The sequence below is a fragment of the Caulobacter sp. GW821-FHT10F06 genome (assembly GCF_058809215.1).
On the sequence record NZ_JBXASK010000001.1, the window covers coordinates 347803 to 368151 of the forward strand.

General features: G+C 67.1%; 13 protein-coding genes and 1 pseudogene. 6 read left to right on the forward strand and 8 right to left on the reverse strand.

Going from position 1 to position 20349, the window contains the following annotated elements:
• Nucleotides 1-7: 7 nt before the first annotated feature.
• The 5 genes from AC1RUS_RS01595 to AC1RUS_RS01615 all read right to left on the reverse strand — a co-directional run bounded on the left by AC1RUS_RS01595 (nt 8) and on the right by AC1RUS_RS01615 (nt 7903).
• Nucleotides 8-1690, reverse strand: a complete 1683-nt coding sequence (locus AC1RUS_RS01595) for an MFS transporter (RefSeq protein ID WP_492912352.1) — start codon at nt 1688-1690, stop codon at nt 8-10.
• A 174-nt stretch (nt 1691-1864) separates the two neighbouring features.
• Nucleotides 1865-3379 (reverse strand): tryptophan halogenase family protein, encoded by a 1515-nt coding sequence (locus tag AC1RUS_RS01600; protein ID WP_492912354.1) that lies wholly within the window; start codon nt 3377-3379, stop codon nt 1865-1867.
• Nucleotides 3376-4902 carry a tryptophan halogenase family protein gene (locus AC1RUS_RS01605; protein WP_492912356.1) on the reverse strand — a complete coding sequence of 509 codons (1527 nt, stop codon included), beginning with the start codon at nt 4900-4902 and terminating at the stop codon, nt 3376-3378. Before AC1RUS_RS01605 ends, AC1RUS_RS01600 begins: the two co-directional genes overlap by 4 nt.
• A gap of 38 nt (nt 4903-4940) precedes the next feature.
• Nucleotides 4941-6377, reverse strand: coding sequence for a tryptophan halogenase family protein (locus AC1RUS_RS01610; protein ID WP_492912358.1), 1437 nt, complete (start codon nt 6375-6377; stop codon nt 4941-4943).
• On the reverse strand, nt 6374-7903 hold the full coding sequence (locus AC1RUS_RS01615) for a tryptophan halogenase family protein (RefSeq protein ID WP_492912360.1): 1530 nt from the start codon (nt 7901-7903) through the stop codon (nt 6374-6376). Before AC1RUS_RS01615 ends, AC1RUS_RS01610 begins: the two co-directional genes overlap by 4 nt.
• Before the next feature lie 381 nt (nt 7904-8284).
• On the opposite strand from AC1RUS_RS01615, the gene AC1RUS_RS01620 reads away from it, so the two are divergent.
• The 4 genes and pseudogenes from AC1RUS_RS01620 to AC1RUS_RS01635 all read left to right on the forward strand — a co-directional run bounded on the left by AC1RUS_RS01620 (nt 8285) and on the right by AC1RUS_RS01635 (nt 14629).
• Entirely contained in the window at nt 8285-11506 is a 3222-nt protein-coding gene (locus AC1RUS_RS01620; RefSeq protein WP_492912362.1) for a TonB-dependent receptor, read from the forward strand.
• 142 nt (nt 11507-11648) lie between these two features.
• Nucleotides 11649-12806, forward strand: a complete 1158-nt coding sequence (locus AC1RUS_RS01625) for an endo-1,4-beta-xylanase (RefSeq protein ID WP_492912363.1) — start codon at nt 11649-11651, stop codon at nt 12804-12806.
• Between the two features lie 15 nt (nt 12807-12821).
• A pseudogene (locus tag AC1RUS_RS01630) lies at nt 12822-12916 on the forward strand (hypothetical protein); the annotation flags it as partial.
• A gap of 30 nt (nt 12917-12946) precedes the next feature.
• The gene (locus AC1RUS_RS01635) at nt 12947-14629 is read left to right on the forward strand and encodes a glycoside hydrolase family 43 protein (RefSeq protein ID WP_492912365.1); all 1683 of its coding nucleotides are present in this window, start codon (nt 12947-12949) and stop codon (nt 14627-14629) included.
• Between the two features lie 147 nt (nt 14630-14776).
• Here the strand turns inward: AC1RUS_RS01635 and AC1RUS_RS01640 are convergent, their stop codons facing one another.
• On the reverse strand, nt 14777-15487 hold the full coding sequence (locus AC1RUS_RS01640) for a DnaJ domain-containing protein (protein ID WP_492912367.1): 711 nt from the start codon (nt 15485-15487) through the stop codon (nt 14777-14779).
• A 93-nt stretch (nt 15488-15580) separates the two neighbouring features.
• Between AC1RUS_RS01640 and pdxH the strand changes: the two genes are divergently transcribed.
• Nucleotides 15581-16246 carry a pyridoxamine 5'-phosphate oxidase gene (gene pdxH, locus AC1RUS_RS01645; RefSeq protein ID WP_492912369.1) on the forward strand — a complete coding sequence of 222 codons (666 nt, stop codon included), beginning with the start codon at nt 15581-15583 and terminating at the stop codon, nt 16244-16246.
• 4 nt (nt 16247-16250) lie between these two features.
• Here pdxH and AC1RUS_RS01650 read toward each other — a convergent pair whose 3' ends face one another.
• Complete coding sequence (locus AC1RUS_RS01650; RefSeq protein WP_492912371.1) at nt 16251-16886, reverse strand: TetR/AcrR family transcriptional regulator; 636 nt, start codon at nt 16884-16886, stop codon at nt 16251-16253.
• A gap of 143 nt (nt 16887-17029) precedes the next feature.
• Here AC1RUS_RS01650 and AC1RUS_RS01655 point away from each other — a divergent pair, with 143 nt between their 5' ends.
• A complete protein-coding gene (locus AC1RUS_RS01655; RefSeq protein ID WP_492912373.1) occupies nt 17030-18529 on the forward strand; it encodes a bifunctional aminoglycoside phosphotransferase/ATP-binding protein in 1500 nt (499 codons plus the stop codon).
• On the opposite strand, the gene AC1RUS_RS01660 is transcribed toward AC1RUS_RS01655, so the two are convergent.
• Entirely contained in the window at nt 18526-20295 is a 1770-nt protein-coding gene (locus AC1RUS_RS01660) for a response regulator (RefSeq protein ID WP_492912375.1), read from the reverse strand. The genes AC1RUS_RS01655 and AC1RUS_RS01660 overlap by 4 nt on opposite strands.
• Nucleotides 20296-20349: the final 54 nt, after the last annotated feature.

Sequence of the window (20349 nt, forward strand, 5' to 3'; positions counted from 1 at the left end):
CGGTCGGTCAGTGGGCGACATGGTGCGCGGCGTCGGCGGCCTGGCGGGCGGCGGCGCGTTGGGCGAGGAGGCGGGGACGGAAGTGGACGAACGTCACCCAGGCCGCGCCGATGGCGGCGGCGATGGCGATCATCAGGAAGACGTCGTTATAGGCCAGCACATTGGCCTGCTGGGTGACCTGCTGGCCCAGCAGGCGTTGGGCCTCGATGTTGCGCTGGGCGGTGTCGCCCACCACCCGGGCATAGGCCGCCGACAGCTGTTGCAGGCGCAGCACCGCGTTGGGATCACCCAAGGTGATGGCCTCGGTCAGCTGACTGGAGTGGAACTTCTCGCGGATCACCTGCAGGGAGCCCACCAGGGCGCCGCCGGCCAGGCCGCCGATGTTCTGGCCCAGCGAGAACACGACGATGAAGCTGACCAGGTTCTGAGGTCCCTTGGTCAGCACCTGGGCGAAGCCGATCAGCAGGGCCGGGCCGATGAAGAAGGCGGCGGCGAAGGCCAGCAAGGCCTGGCTGAAATAGAGCTCGACGGGCCGGGTCAGCACGGTGGCGTGGCTGTCGATGAAGGCGCCGACCGCGATCAGGGCCAGGGCGATGGCGATCGGCTTGTTCAGCTTCTGCAGATCGATCGACAGAGCGCTGGCGGCCGTGCCCGCCGCCGTCGCCGCCAGGATCACCCAGAACAGACCTACCATCTGGTCGGGACCCAGGCCCATCAGCTGCAGGAAGCCGACCGCGCCGGAGGTCTGTTCCGACAGCACGATGCGCACCAGCAGGATCGAGATGATCAGCCGTATGATGTCGCCGCTGGCCATCCAGCGCAGGTTGATCAGCGGATGGCTGCGATTGTACTCGATGACGATGGCGGCGGTCAGCAGCAGGATCGAGCCGACCAGCGCCCAGCCGATCCACGTCGCCTCGGTCCACCAGACGATCCGGCCCAGGCCCAGCACCGCGCACAGCAAGGCCACGCCCGGCGCGAACAGGGCGAAGGTCAGGAAGTCGAGCCTGTCGAAAACCTTCAGCCTCTGTGAGCGCGGCAATTGCAGGCTGAGCACGGCGGCCAGGGACAGTAGGGCCAGCCCGGTCTCGAACATGTAGACCCCGCGCCATCCGGTCAGGTCGATCATGTCATTGGAGAAGATGCGGGCCATGGGCGCGGTGAAGTTGGCCAGGCCGATTCCTATCACCAGGCCCTTCAGGCGGTGGGCCGCCGGGAAGACCTGCATCATGTAGAGGATGCCCAGGGACGACATGCCCGCCGCGCAGATCCCGGCCACGGCGCGCACGGCGATGGCCGAGCCGAAGTCGTCGATGAACAGGTGGGCCAGGGTGACGGCCACGAAGATGGTCAAGGTCAGCTTGGTGAACAGCTGCAGGCCGTACTGCTGGCGGAACTTGATCAGCAGCAGGTTCATGCAGGCGTTGGTCATCACGAAGACGACCGGCAGCCAGGCGACTTCGGTGGTGCTGACCCCGAGGTTGCCGGCCAGCGAGGGCAGGTTGGCGCTGACCACCGCCGCGCCGAGGCCGCCGGTCAGGGTGACCAGAAGGCCGGTGAAGGCGTAGCGGACGCGTCGGGCGGTCGAATGGTCCGGCGTCGCGGGCGAACCCGGCAGGGTCGGCCGCTCGTGCGGCTGCAAGGTCGCGACGTATTCTTCCCATGAGATGTTCCGGGGCGGCTGGCTCATGACGTTGCGGACGACGACTGACGCATGGGGATCGAACTCGCGAGCACGGCCAAGGTTCGACGGTCACGCTAGCTATGCACAGGGACGTTCCTTAGGCACGCGCTTTGCGTCGATCTTGCCTGGAGCCCGCGCGACGCCGCGCCCGATTTGTTCAAGCCGGGCGCGGCGAAGGCCTCAGACCATCGCGTCGCAGTTGGCCTTGATGAACTCGAAGTGGCCCGGCATCACGTCGGCGGACCTGGAGATCACCGCCTTGATGTTGGCCATCCGGGCGCGCAGTTCGTCCAAGCTCATCACGTCGACCATCGGGTCGTAGCCCTTGGGGATCAGGCCCTGGCCGATCATCACCGCGAACCAGGAGGTGTCGTTGAACAACTCCTCGTTCTCGCGGAACACCCGGCCATAGCTTTCGAACACCGCCATCTTGTCGGCCAGATACGGCGGGACCTCCATCTCGCGCAGATAGTCCCAATAGGCCGTGTCGTTCCGCGTGGTGGCCTTGTAGTGCAGGATCAGGAAGTCGCGGATCTTCTCGTATTCGAACTGCATCACCCTGTTGTAGCGGTCGATGTCAGGCTGGCGGAAATCGCGGTCGGGGAACATGGCCAGGAGGCGCGAGATGCCCACCTGGATCAGGTGGATCGACTGGCTCTCCAGCGGCTCCATGAAGCCCGCCGCCAGGCCGATGGCGACGACGTTCTTGTCCCAGCTCTTCAGGCGGCGGCCGGCGGTGAACTTCAGCACCCAGGGATCGGTCAGGGCCTCGCCGTCCAGGTTGTTCAGCAGGTAGGCCGTGGCCTCGTCCTCGCTGATGTGGCTGCTGGAGAAGGCGTAGCCGTTGCCGATGCGGTGCTGCAGCGGGATGCGCCACTGCCAGCCGGCGGGGCGGGCGGTGGCGCGGGTGACGGGCGAGATGGAGCCGCCGCTGGCGCAGGGCACAGCTACGGCGCGGTCGTTAGGCAGCCATCGCGACCAGTCCTCGAACCCGGTCTTCAGGGTCTGGGCGATCAGCAGGCCGCGGAACCCCGAGCAGTCGATGAAGAGGTCGCCCTCGATGACCTCGCCGCTCTCCAGCGTCACCGACGTGACATGGCCGCTCTCGCCATCCTGCTGCACCGAGGCGATCTTGCCTTCCTGGCGCAGGATCCCGCGCGCCTCGGAGTATTCGCGCAGGAACCTGGCGTAGAGGCCGGCGTCGAAATGATAGGCGTAGGCGATGTTGCCCAGGGGCGAGTTCAGCTGGCCGTTGGGCCGCATGAACTTGTCGCGTCGCGCCCCGACGGTCTGCAGCGAATAGGCGCCCAGGTCGTCGTCCTCGCCCATGGCGTGGAGCTTCAGCCAGTAGGCGTGGAAGGACACCGCCTCCATGTCCAGGCCGTAGGGGCCGAACGGGTGATGATAGGTATGGCCGATCTCTTTCCAGTCGCGGAACTCGATGGCCAGCTTGAAGGTCGCCTTGGTCTTGCGGACAAACTCGTCCTCGTCCAGGCCCAGCATGCGGTTGAAGATGTTGATCTGCGGGATGGTCGACTCGCCCACCCCCACGGTGCCGATGGCCTCGCTCTCGATCAGGGTGACGCTGGTCTGGCCGTCCTTGGTGAGAAAGCGACCCAGGGCGGCGGCGGTCATCCAGCCGGCGGTGCCGCCGCCGACGATGACGACGCGGCGGAGACGATTGTCGATCTTCATGCGGACTTCTCGAAATCGCGCGCGGCGCAGTAGCGGGCGATGAAGGCTTCGTGGCTGGGCAGGGCTTCGGCGGTCTGACGCACAAGGGCCGACAGGCGGGCCATCTGCGCCTTGACCATCTGTTCGTCGAGCGTGTCGACCAACGGATCGTAGTTGCGAGGCCTGATGTTCTGGCCCAGCAGCACCGCCACCCAGCTGGGCTCGGCGAAGAGGTCGTAGTCGGACTGGAACAGACGCCCGCGCGTGGCGAAGAGGTCGATCTTGCGCTGCAGGGTCTCGGGGATGTCCATCTCCCGCGCGGCTTTCCAGTAGTCGCTGTCGGTGCGCTCATTGGCCTTGTAGTGTAGGATGATGAAGTCGCGGATCAGCTCGACCTGCAGGATGGTCAGGCGGTTGTATTCGGCGATCTCGATGGGGTCGAAGCCCTTGTCCGGGAATAGGGCCAGCAGCTTGGTGATCCCGGCCTGGATCATGTGGATGCTGGTGCTTTCCAGCGGCTCCAGGAAGCCCGACGACAGGCCGATGGCCACGCAGTTCTTCTTCCAGATCTCCTTGCGGCGACCAGCCCGAAACTTCAGGAAGTTGGGCTTTACCGTCGCCTTGCCGTCCAGCGTGCTTTCCAGCGTCTTCAGCGCGGTGTCGTCGTCGATGTGCTTGGACGAATAGACATAGCCCGTGCCGATCCGGTGTTGCAGCGGGATGCGCCACACCCAGCCGGCCGGATGGGCAGTGGCGCGGGTGAACGGCGTCAGGCCGTCGCCGCCCATCTCGCACTGCAGGGCCACGGCGCGGTCGTTAGGCAGCCAGTGGTTCCAGTCCTCGAAGCCGGTCTTCAGCGCGCCCTCGATCAACAGCGCCCGGAAGCCGGTGCAATCGATGAAGAGATCGGCCTCCAGCACCTCGCCGCCCTCCAGCGTCACCGACTGGATGAAGCCGTCCTCGCCGCACAGGGTCACCTCAGCCAGCTTGCCCTCGCGCCGGACCACGCCGCGCTTTTCGGCGTAGTTCCGCAGGTAGCGGGCATAGAGTCCGGCGTCGAAATGGAAGGCGTATTTCAGGCTGGACAGCACCTGGCCGGGGTCCTTGCTGGGCAGCATGAACTTGCCGAGGTTCGCGGCCGTGGCCGACAGGTTGAAGTCGTCGATAGGCTGGGTCGAGCCCTGGCTCTGCGCCTTCAGCCAGATCTGGTGAAACTTCAGCGCCTCGATATCCAGGCCAAAGCTGCCGAAGGGGTGCAGGTAGCGGTGGTTCAACCGCGTCCAGTCGACGAACTCGATGGCCAGCTTGAAGCTGGCCCGCGTGGCTCGCATGAACTCGGCTTCGTCGATGCCGAGGATCTGGTTGAAGGTTGTGATCGGCGGGATCGTCGCCTCGCCCACGCCGACCGTGGCGATGGCGTCGCTCTCGACCAGGGTGACCTGGACGTCCTGGGTGTTCAGCACCTTGGACAGGGCGGCTGCCGTCATCCAGCCGGCCGTGCCGCCGCCGACGATCAGCACCTTGCGAATTGGGTTCTGGTTCATCGGGCTACGCTTTCGAACAACGGATCTGGAGGGGGCCTTCAGGCATGGGCGGGCAGACGCTCGGCGGTCTGGCGCAGGATCGTCCGCATACGGTCCAGCGTCGCGCTAGCGCGGTCCAGAGGCATGCGGTCGGCCAGGGGATCATAGCGGTTCGGCAACACGCCATGCCCGATCAGGGCGGCGATCCATTGAGGTTCGAGGAAGGTCTCCTCGTCGTACATCACCACCCGGCCTCGGCTTTCGAACTGGGCGATCCGATAGGCCAGCTTGTCGGGGATCGGCCCCGCGCGCCCGAGGTCCCAGATCGCGCCGTCGGCCTGGGCGCGGCGATAGTGCAGGATCGCCAGGTCGCGGACCCGATCGAAGGTCTCGGCTCCAAGGCGGTTGTACTCGGTGGCGGCCACGCCGCCGGCGCCTTGATGCGGGAAGAGGCCGATCAGCCGCGCTACGCCGCTCTGGGCCAGATGCAGGCTGCTGGCGTCGAGGTCTTCCATCACGCCCGCCGCGCCGCCGATCGCCACGCAGTTGCCGACCATGGCCCGCGTGCGACGGCCGTTTCTGAGATCGTTGAACGTCGGATCCGGCGCGCCGAGAGCCTTGGCGGCGGCCTCGTCGGAGGTGAGCGCGGCGCGATAGGCGAGGCCGATCTCCAGCCGGCCGCGCAGCGGGATGCTCCAGCGCCAGCCGTCGGGCGTGGCCTCTATCTCCGTCAGCGGCGGCGCGTCATGACGGGCCTCGAGGCTGGCGCGCACGATGCGGTCGGCCGGCAGCAGGTCGGACCAATCCTCGAAGGGTTCGGCCAGGGCCTGGCCGATCAGACGCGCCTCGGGGCCGGTGCAGTCGACGAAGAGGTCGGCCTCGACCCGCTCGCCGTCCCGCAGGACGACGGCGGCGATGGCGCCGTTCTCTACGATCACATCGGCGATCTCGCCGGTGGAGGCGGCCACACCGGCGCGCAGGGCCAACTCTCGCAGCACGCCGCAATAGACCGCGGCGTCGAGGTGCAGGCCGTAGCTCAGGGTCGAAAGCGGTGAGCGCGAATCGGGATCGGGCTGTGCGAAGCGGCCCAGGCTCGCGGCGACGGCGGCGAGGTTATAGTCGTCCAGCGGCGCGGCCTGGCCGGCCTGGCGCAGGCGGGTCCAGTAATGGTGGAAACCGACGCCATCAAAGGCGGCGCCGGTCTCGCCGAAGGCCTGCTGGAAGCTGGCGCCAGGCGTCCAGCCGACGAACCGCGCCCCCAGCTTGTGGGTCGCGCGCGTGGCGGCCATCAGCGCGGTCTCGTCCAAGCCCAGCAAGGCGTGGAAGGCCCGCAGCGAGGGCAGGGTCGACAGCGCGCCTTGCGGATCGGGACGGGTCTGGACAACGCGAATGGCGGCCTGACCGCCGGTGGCGCGAGCCAGGCCGGCGGCCGTCATCCAGGCCTCGACGCCGCCGCCGATGATGACCACCCGGCCCAGGGGAAGGGGCGCGCTCACGCCACGGCCTTGGCGTTGCAGAAGCTGTCGATGAAGGCTTGATGCCCGGGCATGGCTTCGGCGGTGCGAAGGACGGCGGCGCGAAGTTCGGCCAGGCGGCGGGCAGTCTCGTCGGCGTCCAGGGTGTCGGCCATCGGATCATAGCCCTTCGGGATCACGCCCTGGCCCAGATACACAGCCAGCCACGAGGGTTCCTTGAAGAAGCCGTCGCGGTAATTGACCACCATGCCGCGCTCGCGGAAGAGCTCCATCTTGTAGGCCAGGCTGTCGGGGATCGGGGCGGCGCGCTTGTCGTTCCAGAACACCGAGTCGGTGCGCTGGTTGGCGTGGTAGTGCAGCACTAGGAAGTCGCGGATCCGCTCGAATTCCAGGTCCATGACGCGATTGTATTCGTCCTGGTCGGCCTGGACGAAGTCACGGTCTGGGAACAGCTCCAGCAGGGTGGTGATGGCCACCTGGATCAAGTGGATCGAAGTGCTCTCCAGCGGTTCCAGGAAGCCCGAAGCCAGGCCGATGGCCACGCAGTTCTTCAGCCACTGCTTCTTGCGGCGGCCGGTGACGAAACGCAGGAAGCGCGGATCCTGCTGGGCCTTGCCGTCCAGCTTTTCCAGCAGCACGCGGGCGGCGTCGTCGTCGCTGACATAGCTGCTGCAATAGACGTAGCCGTTGCCCACGCGGTGCTGCAGCGGGATGCGCCAGCGCCAGCCGAAGTCGTCTGAGGTCGCGCGGGTCAGGGGGCTGGGAGCCTCGACCGACTCGCACGGCACGGCGGCGGCGCGGTCGCACGGCAGCCACTGGGTCCAATCCTCATAGCCGGCCTTCAGCGCCTGCTCGATCAGCAGGCCCCGGAAGCCCGAGCAGTCGATGAAGAGGTCGCCGTCGATCCGCTGGCCGCTCTCCAGGACAACGGCCTCGATGAAGCCGTCCTCACCGCGCAGGGCGACATCCTTGATCTTGCCTTCGGTGCGGGTGACGCCCCGAGCCTCGGAATAGGCGCGCAGGTAGAGCGCGTAGAGCGCCGCGTCGAACTGGTAGGCGTAGTTGAAGGTCGAGGCCAGCGTGCGGGGATCGGGCGAGGGCGGGGCGAACTTGCCCATCCGCGCCGCCGTGATCGGCAGGCTATAGGCCTCGATGCCCTCAGCTTGGCCCAGCTGGCGGGCGCGCAGCCAGTGCTGGTGAAACGCCACCCCGCCCATCGGCTGGCCGAAGGCGCCGAAGGGGTGGATGTAGCTGTCGCCCTTGCTGCGCCAGTCGCGAAACTCGATGCCCAGCTTGTAGGTCGCCTGGGTCTTGCGCATGAAATCGGCCTCGTCGAGGCCGAGCCGGGCGTTGAAATTGCGGATGTGGGGGACGGTGGCCTCGCCCACGCCGACCGTGCCGATCTCGGCCGACTCGACGAGCTGGATCTCCAGAGGCATGTCGCGCAGGACGGCGGCCAAACCGGCCGCGGTCATCCAGCCGGCGGTGCCTCCGCCGACGATGACGATTTTCCGGATCCCCCCGGTCCTGTTCTCAGCGTCGTTCATCGCGCTGTTTCCTCCACATCCCCGTCTATCGCGGGGTCGATACCCAAAGAATGGCCTTAGAGACAAACTGCAAATTGACAACGCTGTCTTAGATTGTCATCGTCACGTCATCCGGGCGTCAAGATCCGGCCTCGTGGTCAGACCACGAAGGGGGAGGTAAGCGACTTAGGCGGAGGCCGCGTCAACTCGGGCAGGACCGAGCAGGCGCCAACGTCATCCCCATTTCGAGCACATCCTCTTTCATGGCTACGTGAGCCGGGCCTGTCTGGCAACGCTTGACAGCCGGTGATCTGTTATGTGATCTGACCAATAATGGTCACGGTAACATGACCAATGGTAGCGCTAACGGCGTTGCCTACAAAACATAAGGGGAGGTGACAAATGGGCTCTGTTCAGCCGCTCGCCGTGCGCGAGCGCCAATCATTCATTTCAGGTCTGAAGTCCGGCGTGTCCGTCATGGCGCTCGGCGCCGCGATGTTCGTCGCGCCGGCCATGGCTTACGCCCAGACGGCGAAGCCGGCGGATGACTCCGCGGTTATCGACGAGGTCGTCGTCACCAGCATCCGTCAGAGCCTCAAGAGCAGCCAGCAGCTGAAGCAGTCGTCCGAGATCATCGGCGACTCGATCACGGCCGAAGACATTGGCGCCCTGCCGGACCGCTCGGTCACCGAAGCGCTGCAGCGCGTCCCGGGCGTGTCGATCAACCGCTTCGCCGCCGGCGTCGACCCCGACCACTTCTCGGTCGAAGGTTCGGGCGTGGTCGTGCGCGGCCTGAACTTCGTGCGCTCGGAGCTGAACGGCCGCGACACCTTCTCGGCCAACAACGGCCGCGCGCTGAGCTTCGCCGACGTGCCGTCCGAGCTGATGGGCGGCGTCGACGTGTTCAAGAGCCCCTCGGCCGACATGATCGAAGGCGGCATCTCGGGCACCGTCAACCTGCGCACCCGTCTGCCGTTCGACAGCAACAAGCGCCTGCTGTCGCTGTCGGTCGAAGGCAGCTACGGCGACCTTTCCAAGGAATGGCAGCCGACCTATTCGTTCCTGTACAGCGACCGCTTCGACACCAATGTCGGCGAGTTCGGCCTGCTGCTGAGCTATGTCGACTCCAAGCTGACCACCCGCGGCGACGCCATCCAGGTGTCGAACTTCGGCTGCCGCACCAACCTGGGCGTGGCCGTCTCCGACTGCGGCAATGGCACAAAGGGCGTGTGGTTCCCGCGCGGCGCGGCGTTCCGCTCCACCACCACCAACCGCGAGCGCGAAGGCCAGGCGGTCGCGGTGCAGTGGAAGAGCAACGACAACACCATGCAGGCCGCCCTGCAGTACCTGCGCTCGGACTCGCGCCAGCAATGGACCGAGCACGCGATGGAAATCGCGACCGACAACGTGGCGGGCAACGGCGACTCCCGCGCCGCCGCCGGCACGACCTTCACCTATGACGAGAACGGCGTCTTCACCAACGGCGTGATCACCGGCACGCAAGGCTGGCGCGCCGATCAGAACGGCTCGGACCCGCGCACGCCGATCTATGGCCTGCAGTCCAACAACGTCCGCCGCGACGTCGACCAGACCTACACGACCAGCGATTTCGGCTTCAATTTCAAGTGGACGCCGAACGACCACTGGGGCCTGCTGTTCGACGCCCAGCACGTGTCGTCCAAGGTCCGCAACGTCGACGTCGGCCTGTGGGGCTCGACCTTCCAGAACGCCGCCATCACCCTGAACGGCAATGGCCTGCCCAGCGTCCAGTTCCTCGCCCCGTCGAACGGCACGGGCGTCCAGTCCTGTGCGACCTACAACGGCAACTGCCCGTCCTACGACACCGGCGCGCACAACAATCTCAGCGATCCGTACAACTCGTTCTGGCGCTCGGCGATGGACCACATCGAGCTGTCGGACGGCAAGGAAGACGCGCTGAAGTTCGACGTCGAATACAAGTTCCAGGACGACAGCTGGTTCGACTCCGTCAAGGCCGGCGTCCGCTGGTCAGAGCGTGACCAGACCACCCGCTTCTCGGCCTATAACTGGGGTGTGCTCAGCGAGATCTGGGGCGAAGGCGGCCCGGTCTGGATGAACGACAAGATCGACGGCGTGCCTCAGGCCGGCGGCGTTCCCGGCACGACCGGAACCGACAGCACCAGCCGCATCCAGCTGTACGATTTCGCCCACTTCATGCATGGCGCGGTTTCGCTGCCAACCGGCACCGAAGGCCGGCCGTACTACGCCAGCAACATCACCGACAACTACGCTGCATTCTCAGCCTTCGCGCTGAGCATTGGCGACGAGTGGCGAGCCCGCAACGGCTCCAACGGCTGCCCGCAAAACTGGGTGCCGCTGGCCCTGCGTTGCGACGTCACGCCGGGCACCGTGTTCAAGCCGGGTGAGATCAACCCGATCCTGGAAACCAACAAGGCCATCTACGGCATGTTGCGCTTTAAGGGCGATCTGGACGGCGACATCCGCGTGAGCGGCAACATCGGCCTGCGCTACACCACCACCGACCGCGAGGCGTCGGGTTACCAGGTGTTCCCGAACAACAGTTATTCGGACGACTCCACCTGCGCCATCATCCCGGTCGGCCAGACGCCGTCGCCGTTCTGCCAGCTTTCTCCCCAGGTCCGCGCCGCGGCGCGTCTGTGGGCCAATGGCGCCAAGACGGCCAGCACCGCCAAGCTGAGCTACGACTACTGGTTGCCCAGCTTCAACCTGAAGGTCGCGCTGCCCAACAAGGTGCAGCTGCGCCTGGGCGCGTCGAAGACCGTCACGCCGCCGGAAGTGGGTCTGACCCGCAACTACTATAATCTGGCGCTGAACACGAACGCCGACGGCATTTCCAACGGCCAGCCCACCGGCAACGTCACGGTCGGCAATCCCTACCTGAAGCCGACCGAATCCAAGAACCTCGACGCCTCGGCCGAGTGGTACTTCGCGCCGGTCGGGTCGCTGACCTTCGCCCTGTTCTACAAGCAGCTGACCAATGTCGCCTACAACTCGACGGCCCGCATCCCGTTCACCAACAACGGCGCGACCTTCGACGTTCTGGTGACCACGCCGGGCAACTCGGACAAGAAGGCCACGGTCAAGGGCTTCGAGATCGGCTACCAGCAGTTCTACGACTTCCTGCCCAAGCCGCTGGACGGGTTCGGCATCAACGCCAACTACTCCTACATCGAGAGCAGCGGCGTGCCGCAAAGCACCCTGTCGGCGACCGACCCCGACGTGGCCGCCGGCCGCGTGACGACGGTCGACACCAGCAAGCTGCCGTTGCAGGGCCTGTCCAAGCACAACGCCAACGTCGCGGCCATCTACGAGAAGGGCAAGATCTCCGCCCGTCTGGCCTACAACTGGCGTTCGGACTTCCTGCTGACCGTCCGCGACGTGATCGTGCCCTACGCGCCGATCATGAACGAGGCGACGGGGCAGCTGGACGGCTCGTTCTTCTACACGCTCAACGCCAAGACCAAGATCGGCGTCCAGGGCGTGAACCTGCTGAACGAGACCACCAAGACCACGCAGGTGCTCAACGACAGCCTGCTGAAGACCGGCCGCTCCTGGTTCATGAGCGACCGCCGCTACACGTTCGTGCTTCGCGCGAGCTTCTAGGGTTTTCGGAGACGCGCCGGTCCCACCCTCGGATCGGCGCGGCTCTGGGAACGGGCTCCCAACCCCGGAGCCCGGACGCCTGCAAGACTTTCCCGCGCATCGTCTCTGGCGGTGCGCGATTTTTTTGAAATGAGGCCCGCCGATGCGTCCCGTTCCTCCGGTTCTCTCCCGCCGCCAAACCCTGACCTTGGGCGCAGCCGCGGCCGCGATGACCGCCGCGCCGGCCTTGGCGTCTCCGGCCCCGTCGCTGGGCAAGCTGGCCAAGGACAAGGGTCTCTATTTCGGCAGCGCCGTGGGCGCGGGTCCGGTCGGCTCGACCGCCAGCCCGTTCGACGACGCCCCGTATCGCAAGATCCTGGCCGACGAATGCGGGCTGCTGGTCCCCGAGAACGAGCTGAAGTGGTACGTGCTGCGCGCCGCCGGCCCGCAGAGCTTCGACTTTTCGCGCGCAGACCGCATCGCCGACTTCGCCAAGGCCAATGGCCAGGCCCTGCGCGGCCACACCCTGCTGTGGCACCACCCGCAGTGGTTCCCCGGTTGGCTCAAGACCTACGATTTCGGCTCCGGTCCGGCCAAGGCCAAGAACGCCGAGGCCATGCTGGCCCAGCACATCGACACGGTCTGCAGGCGCTACCCGCAGATCATCTCGTGGGATGTGGTCAACGAGACGGTCGATCCGGCCGACGGCTCGATCCGTCATACGGTCTTCTCCGACATCCTGGGCCAGGAACAGACCCTGGACCTGGCCTTCCACACCGCCCGCGCGGCCCTGCCCAAGACCCGGCTGGTTTATAACGACTACATGAGCTGGGAAGTCGGCAACGAGAAGCACCGCTACGGCGTGCTCAAGCTGCTGGAAGGCTTCCGCAAGCGCGGAACCCCGGTCGACGCCCTGGGCGTGCAGAGCCACATCGGGGCCGAGAACGCCGACAGCTTCACCGGCTTCGGCCGTCCCCAGGAGAAAGAGTGGAAGGCCTTCATCGATGAGGCGACCGGCATGGGCTACGACCTGCTGATCACCGAGTTCGACGTCCATGACAAAGGCCTGCCGGTCGACTTCGCCCCGCGCGACGCGGCCGTGGCGGCCTATGGCAAGGCCTATCTCGACATGATGCTATCCTACCGCCAGACCAAGGAGGTCCTGGCCTGGGGCATGATCGACAAATATTCGTGGCTGCAAGGACAGTGGCTTCGCGAAGACAAGAAGCCCAAACGTCCGACGCTCTATGACGACTCCTATCAACCCAAGCCGCTGCGGGAAGCGGTGGCGGCGGCGTTGAGGGCGGCGCCGGTGCGGTAGCTCATCCTTATCCGTTGTCATCCCGGAAGCCTCGCAGAGGCTCTCCGGACCCAGGGGCAACCGCACTGCACCGACCCTTGGGTCCCGGCTCTCCGCTTCGCTGCGGCCGGGCAAGCTTTGTTTTGCTGGAGTGTAAGCCGATGATCCGCTCGACCTTGACCGCGCTCGCCCTGGCCCTGCTGGCCTCGACGGCCCAAGCTGCGCCCAACACGGCCACCTTTACGCACTTCACCTACCAGGGCGCCGACCCTGTCGACGCGCAGGTCAAGGCCGCGCCGGGCCAGTACCGCAACCCGATCCTGAACGGCTTCTACCCCGATCCCAGCGTCACGCGGGTGGGCAAGGACTACTATCTGGTCAATTCGACCTTCGCCTATTTCCCCGGCATCCCGGTCTGGCATTCGACCGACCTTGTCCACTGGACCCAGATCGGCAACGCCATCGATCGGCCCGGCATGCTGGATTTCAAGCGCCTGGGCCTGTCGCGCGCGGTGTTCGCGCCGTCGATCGAGGAACATGACGGCACGTTCTACATCCTCAACACCTGCGTCGACTGCGGCGGCAATTTCCTGATCACCGCCAAGGATCCGAAGGGCCCCTGGTCGGATCCGGTGTGGCTGCCCACGGTCGGCGGCATCGACGCTTCACTGTTCTTCGACGACGATGGCGCGGCCTGGATCCTCAACAACGACGAGCCCCCGGGCCCTGCCGAGTACCAGGGCCACCGCGCCATCTGGATCCAGCAATACGATCCCAAGAGCCAGAAAACGGTTGGCCCGCGTACGGTGCTGCTGGACAAGGGCGTCGATCCCTCGACCAAGCCGATCTGGCCCGAGGGGCCGCATATCCTGAAGAAGGACGGCCACTACTACCTGACTGCCGCCGAGGGCGGCACGGCCGAGGGTCACAGCCAGGTCGTGCTGCGGTCCGACGCCGTGCTCGGCCCCTACAGGCCCTACGCCAACAACCCGATCCTGACCCAGCGCGGCCTGCCCAAGGATCGGCTGCTGCCGATTACCTCGGCTGGCCACGCCGATCTCGTCGACACGCCCGATGGCAAGTGGTGGGCCACCTTCCTGGCCGTGCGGCCCTATGGAGACGACCTCTACAACACCGGCCGCGAGACCTTCCTGTTGCCGGTGGAGTGGAAGGACGGCTGGCCGGTGATCCTCGAGAACGGCAAGACCATTCCCTATGTGGCCACCGCCCCGAAACTGCCGGCGCCCAAGGTCGCGCCGCCGCCGACGGCCGGGGCGTTCAAGGCCGTCGAGACCTTCGCCGGCCCCGAACTGCCGCTGAACTGGATGACCATGCGCATCCCGCAAAGCCGCTGGTGGTCGGTGGGCAAGGGCGCGCTGACGCTGCAGGCGCGGCCCGACAAGCTGGGCGACAGCGCACAGCCCTCGTTCTGGGGACGTCGCCAGCAGCACGCCAACGCCAGCGCCGCGACGACGGTGCGGTTCACGCCCAAGGCCGACGGCGACAAGGCCGGCCTCGCGGTCGTCCAGAACGACGACTTCTACTATTTCGTCGGGCTGGTGCGCGATCACGGCAAGACGCTGGTGCGGGTCGAACGTCGCGCGGGGAGCAAGGATCCGGTCGACGGCGTCGTCGTGGCCGAGGCGCCGATCACCCTGGCGGCCAACCAGGCCATGGATCTGAAGATCACCGCGCGCGGCGGAGTCTACGACTTCGCATATGCGACCAAGCCCGGCGCTTGGCGGGTGCTGAAGGCCAACGCCGACGGCACGATCCTCAGCACCAAGACGGCCGGCGGTTTCGTGGGCGCGTTGTTTGGGGTCTACGCCCACGCCGCCAACTAGGGCGCTTCATCCCGTCGTGGTGTTTGCCGCCTGGACCCGCGCCGTCAGGGCTATCGCGATGGGCGCGCAGCTCTTCCGAAGTCGTGTGTCTCTTCCTCAAGGCCGCGCTTCGGCGGATGAGGGTGTTCGCGCCGGTTTGGCAGAGGCTCAGGCCGCCCAGGCTGCGGCGAACCGCTTCAGCAGCGAGCGCGCGGCGCTCTCGACGCCCGAGCTGACGGCTTCCAGACGCAGGAAGAGATCTCCGGCGGCATGCGGACCGCGGGCGGGCAGGCCCTGGCCCGGCAGGCGCACCAAGCCCCGCGACGCGGCCTTGGTCGAAATCCAGGCCAGGCGCGGACCCAAAGCCGTGTCGACCTCGAGCCGGCCGCCCTCGGCCAGCAGGCGCTTGTCGACCTTGCCGGTCAGCCACAGGTCGTCGCCTCGGATCAGGGCCTCGCGCGCGCCCTTGTGGCGGACGACGAAGGTGACTCCGTCGACGCGGACCTTGTCGTCCTCACGCAGGCCGGCGGGCAGTTTCAGGCGCAGGCAGCGACCGTCGATGGTCAGGTCCATCGCGCCGCCCTCGACGGCGGTGGCGACGTCGAGTTCCAGCGTCGCCTGCTTCAACGGTTCGGCGCCGGGCGTGGTGCAAGCCGGCGGGAAGTTGATCTCGCGCGGCGGCGGCTGATCCTGCAGCAGACGATAGGCGGCCAGGACGTCGCGGAACAGGGCCGCATCGCCGCCGGGACGGTCGGGGTGGGCGCGCTTGGCGGCCTCGCGATAGGCGGCGCGCAGCTCGCGCTCGCCGGCGCCGGGCGCGACGCCGAGCAGGGCGCGCGCGGCCGAAAGGGTCAGGGAAGAGGCGGACCGTCCAGACATCGGCACGACCCTGCCGCCTCTTGGTCAACGCCGAGTTAAGTTAAGACTTTCAGGGTGGTGGCCCACGCGCCGCGACGGGCCTATATCCAGCTCATGACCGACGATGTCCTGATCCCCGCCTCGCCCAGCGAAGACGACTATGTCCGGCAGGTGACCGAGGCGGCGCCGCTGCCCTTGCTGCCGGAAAACGATCCGTTCGCGCTGTTCGCCGAATGGCTGGCCGAGGCCGGCAAGAAGGAGCCGAACGATCCCAACGCCGTGGCGGTCTCGACGGTCGACGCCTACGGCCTGCCGGATTCGCGGATGGTGCTGCTGAAGGATTTCGATCCGCGCGGCTTCGTCTTCTACACCAACACCCAGAGCGCCAAGGGCGTCGAGCTGGGCGGCCAACCCAAGGCCGCCTTGCTGTTCCACTGGAAATCGCTGCGTCGCCAGGTGCGGATCCGCGGCGCGGTCGAGCCGGTCAGCGAGGCCGAGGCCGACGCCTATTTCGCCAGCCGCGCCCGCCACAGCCAGCTGGGCGCCTGGGCCAGCGACCAGTCGCGGCCGTTGCCCGATCGTCTGGCCCTGGAGAAGCGGGTCGCCGAGATGGGCCTGAAATTCGGCCTGGGCAAGGTGCCGCGCCCGCCGCACTGGTCGGGCTATCGGGTGGTTCCGCAGGTCATCGAGTTCTGGCGCGACCGGCCTTTCCGCCTGCATGAGCGACTGGTCTATCAGCGGGTCGGCCAGGGTTGGAGCACCCAGCGCCTGTTCCCCTGAGTCGTTAGGCCGCAGGCTCGGGCCGCACGGCGTAGCGCGCCAGGAAGGTCTCGACCGCGTCCTCGCAGATGTCCTTGAGCGGACGGCGGGGCAGGGCGTCGTCGCCGGCCGAGAGGCCCAGCACCAGGGTCATGTGATCCATCATGCCCATCAGCTGGCCGGCGGCCCAGGACGGTTTCTGGACGACGATCTCGCCACTCTTGGCCAGGTCGGTGATGACCGTGATCGCCGCGCCGCCCAGCTCGTCGCGCGCGCTTTGCAGGAAGTATTCGGCGATCTCCTCGAACCGCCGCCGCTCCGAGGTCACCAGGCGGAAGATCGCGCGGGTCAGGGGACGGGCGAAGAAGGCGGCGTAGGCGTTGGCGAAGGCCAGCAGCCGCTTGCGGGCGTCGCCCTTGGCGCGGGCGCTTTCGCGGACCGGCGCGGCGATGTCCCGGACGGTTTCCAGGATCACCACCTTGAACAACTCGGCCTTGCTCGGAAAATAGGCGTAGAGAGTCGCCGTGGAAACGCTTGCGGCGCGGGCGACCACTTCCATGCCGGTATCGCTATAGCCTTCTCGAAGGAATAGCGTCCGCGCGGCGGTCAGAATTTCAGCTCTCTTGTGTTCGGCCCTCTTCAGGCCGGCGCCCATCAACATTTCGGTACTCTGCGCCCCCACTTGCGTGCAATTTAATAGTGTATTGTTTCTCTGCGCAAGCCTTGCGCGAGGACGCGCGAGCCATATTCGGATATGTGACCACGGCGCGGTTTTTCGGGGCGCGGACAGACAGGAATTCGGGTGTGATCAAGGACGCGGAAACCGCGCGCGAGCAGGAAGTGGCGGGCTGGTTCGGGCTGAAGGCCGAGAACACCATCGAGACTTCCTGCGCCAGGGTGTTCTTGATCGGCGACGCCGCCTTCAAGGTTAAACGCCCGGTCGATTTCGGTTTCTTGGACTATTCGACCCTGGAATTGCGGCGCTGGGCGCTGGAGCGAGAGCTGACCTTCAACCGCGCCGCCGCGCCGGACATCTATCGCACCGTGCGACGCCTGACCCGCGAGGCGGGCGGCGGTCTGGAGATCGACGGCGACGGCGAGACGGTCGAATACGTGCTGGAGATGCGCCGCTTCGACGAGCAGGGCGTGCTGGCCACCCAGCCGTGGGCCATTGACGACGCTTTGGAAGACGCCTTGGGCCGCACGGTCGCGCGCTTCCACGCCGGGGCCACGCCGCGTCCCCAGGGCGGCGGCGTCAACGCCTTGGGCTACACCATCCGTTCCAACGCCAATCTGCTGCGCGGCCTGGCTCCGCGCCTGGGCTCGCTGGCCGTCGAGCGTCTGATCGCCGAGACCGATATCGCGCTGGAGCGCCTGGGTCCGCTGCTGGACGCCCGGGCCGCCGAGGGCTTCGCTCGCCACTGCCATGGCGACCTGCATTTGGGGAACATCCTGATCGAGAACGGTCAGCCGATCCTCTTCGACTGCATCGAATTCAACGACACCCTGTCGGACATCGACATCCAGTACGACCTGGCCTTCCTGCTGATGGATCTGGACTTCCGCCGTCGCCGCGACGCGGCCGGCCGGGTGCTGAACGCCTATCTCGACGAAGCCGCCCGATCGTTCGGCGACGGCCTGTGGACGGGTCTGGCCGCCCTGCCGCTGATGCTCAGCGTGCGGGCCGCCGTCCGCACCCACGTCTGGGCCTATACCGGCGACGACGAGGCGGCGCGGGCCTATCTGGCCACGGCGCTTGAGCACCTGGCGCCGCGTCCGGTCAGCCTGGTGGCGACCGGCGGCCTGTCGGGCTCGGGGAAGTCGACTTTCGCCCGCGTCTGCGCGCCTGGTCTGGGCTCGGCGCCCGGCGCGGTGGTCCTGCGCACCGACGAAATCCGCAAACGCCTGTGGGGCGTGCCGTCGCTGCAGCGCCTGCCGCGCGAGGCCTATACGCCGGAGATGAGCGTGCGGGTCTATGACCAGCTGTTCAGCGACGCGGCCCTGGCTCTGAAGGCTCGCCGCTCGGTGGTGCTAGACGCGGTCTTCATGAAGCCCGAGGAGCGCGCGCGCGCCGAGGCCCTGGCCAAGACCCACGACGTCGCGTTCCAGGGCGTCTGGCTGGAAGCCCCGCCCGAAGTGCTGCGCGCCCGCGTCGCGGCCCGGGTCAACGACGCCTCCGACGCCGACGTGGCGGTGCTGGAAACCCAGCTCGCCCGCGAGACCGGCGACATCGCCTGGCGTCGCGTCGACACGGTCAGCGCCTTCGAGGACGAGGCGCGGGCGTTGGCGGAGACGATGGGTTAGGCCGCGTGTAGGGCGTCCGAGTCCGGCGCGTCAGGGCTGATCGCCCGGGCGATGGCGGTGATCAGGGCCGCCGGCTTGACCGGTTTGCCCAGGTGATCGTTGAAGCCCATCTGCAGGAAGCGTTCGCGGTCGCCGGCCATGGTCGAGGCCGTCAGGGCGATGACCGGCAGGTTGGGATCGCCCGCCTTGCCGGCTCGGATCGCCGCCAGGGCGGTCATGCCGTCCATCACCGGCATGTTGATGTCCATCAGCACGCAGTCGAAGCCGCCCTGGGCCATGGCCTCCAGCGCCGCCTGACCGTTGTCGACCACGGTCAGGGCCAGGCCCGTGGCCTCCAGCATCGAGCGGACCACCAGCTGGTTGATGGCGTTGTCCTCGGCCATCAGCACGCGGATCGTGTCGAGCGCGCCGTCGTCGCTTTCGGGCTCGGGGGCGGCCGCGACCTGGGGCTGGGCCACCGGCGCCTGGATGCTGAACCGGAAGCAAGCCCCGACATGCGACGGGGCCAGGGTCAGGTCGCCGCCCATCTGGCGGGCCAGGGCCCGGGAGATCGTCAGGCCAAGGCCTGCGCCGCCATGCTGGCGCGAAACGGTGTCGTCGGCCTGGGTGAAGCTGTCGAACACCCGGTCGGCGGCCTCGGGCGGCACGCCGGGCCCCGTGTCACGCACGGCGAACTGGATTTCGCGCAGGCCGTTCAAGGCCGGTTTGGGCGCGGAGACCTCGAGGTGGACGCCGCCCTCGACCACGAACTTCAGGGCGTTCGAGATCAGGTTGGTCAACACTTGGCGCACGCGCAGGGCGTCGCCATCGATCCATTGCGGCGTGCTGGCGTCGAAACGGGCCGAGAGCTCAAGGTTCTTGACCACGGCCACGTCGCGCCAGGCGTCGACCACCTCGCGAACGGTCTCTTCCAAATCGAAGGGCTGGGGCGACAGCTCCACCTTGCCGGTCTCGATGCGCGACAGGTCCAGGACGTCGTTCAGCAGCTGCATCAGGTTGTCGCCCGACTTGATCATCAGGCGGATCTGCTCGCGTTGGGCCTCGTTCAGGTCGGACTTGGCCAGGGCGTGGGCCATGCCCAGGAGGCCGTTCATCGGGGTGCGCAGTTCGTGGCTGGTGACGGCGATGAACACCGACTTGGCGCGCGCGGCCTCCAGGGCCCGTTCGCGCTCCTCGCGCAGACCGCTGGTCAGCTCGTCCATCCGCCGGGCGGCGGCGCGGTTGGCGATCATCGTGCTGATGGTGTTGAGCACCAGCAACAGCAGTCCCCAGCGGACGATGTGCGGGCCCAGGCCCTGGGCGTCGAAGACGAAGAACGGAAAGACCACCAGGCTGATCAGCGGCACCGCCGCGCTGATGGCGACCAGGGGCCAGGGCTGATGGCGGTAGTTCTGGGTGAAGACGATCTGACCGACCCAGACGCCGACGGCGGCCAGCTTCATGTCGGGGATGGGCGACAGCCACAGCATGGTCGCCAGCCAGCCCCAGATCAGGTTGACGGGCAGGGCGCCCATGACGAAGGCGAAGCGCAGGGCCGGCGTGCCGGCGCGGCCGGGCTTGAACTGTCGCGTGGCCAGGCGGGCGAGGCCCTCGGCGACCACCAGCGCGGCCAGCCATGAAGCCGTGAGGATCGGGGTCAGCGCCTGTCCGAACAGGAAGGCTACGATCACCGCCGAGGCGAGACGCGACAGCAGCAGGCGATGGGTGTCCATCGCCACCTCGTCCAGCCGTTCGTCGGCCCAAGGCGATTGCAGCCAGTTTCGCATGTCGTCCCAATCAGGCCGGGGGCGGCCAGACCCGGAACAATACCGCGATAAGGC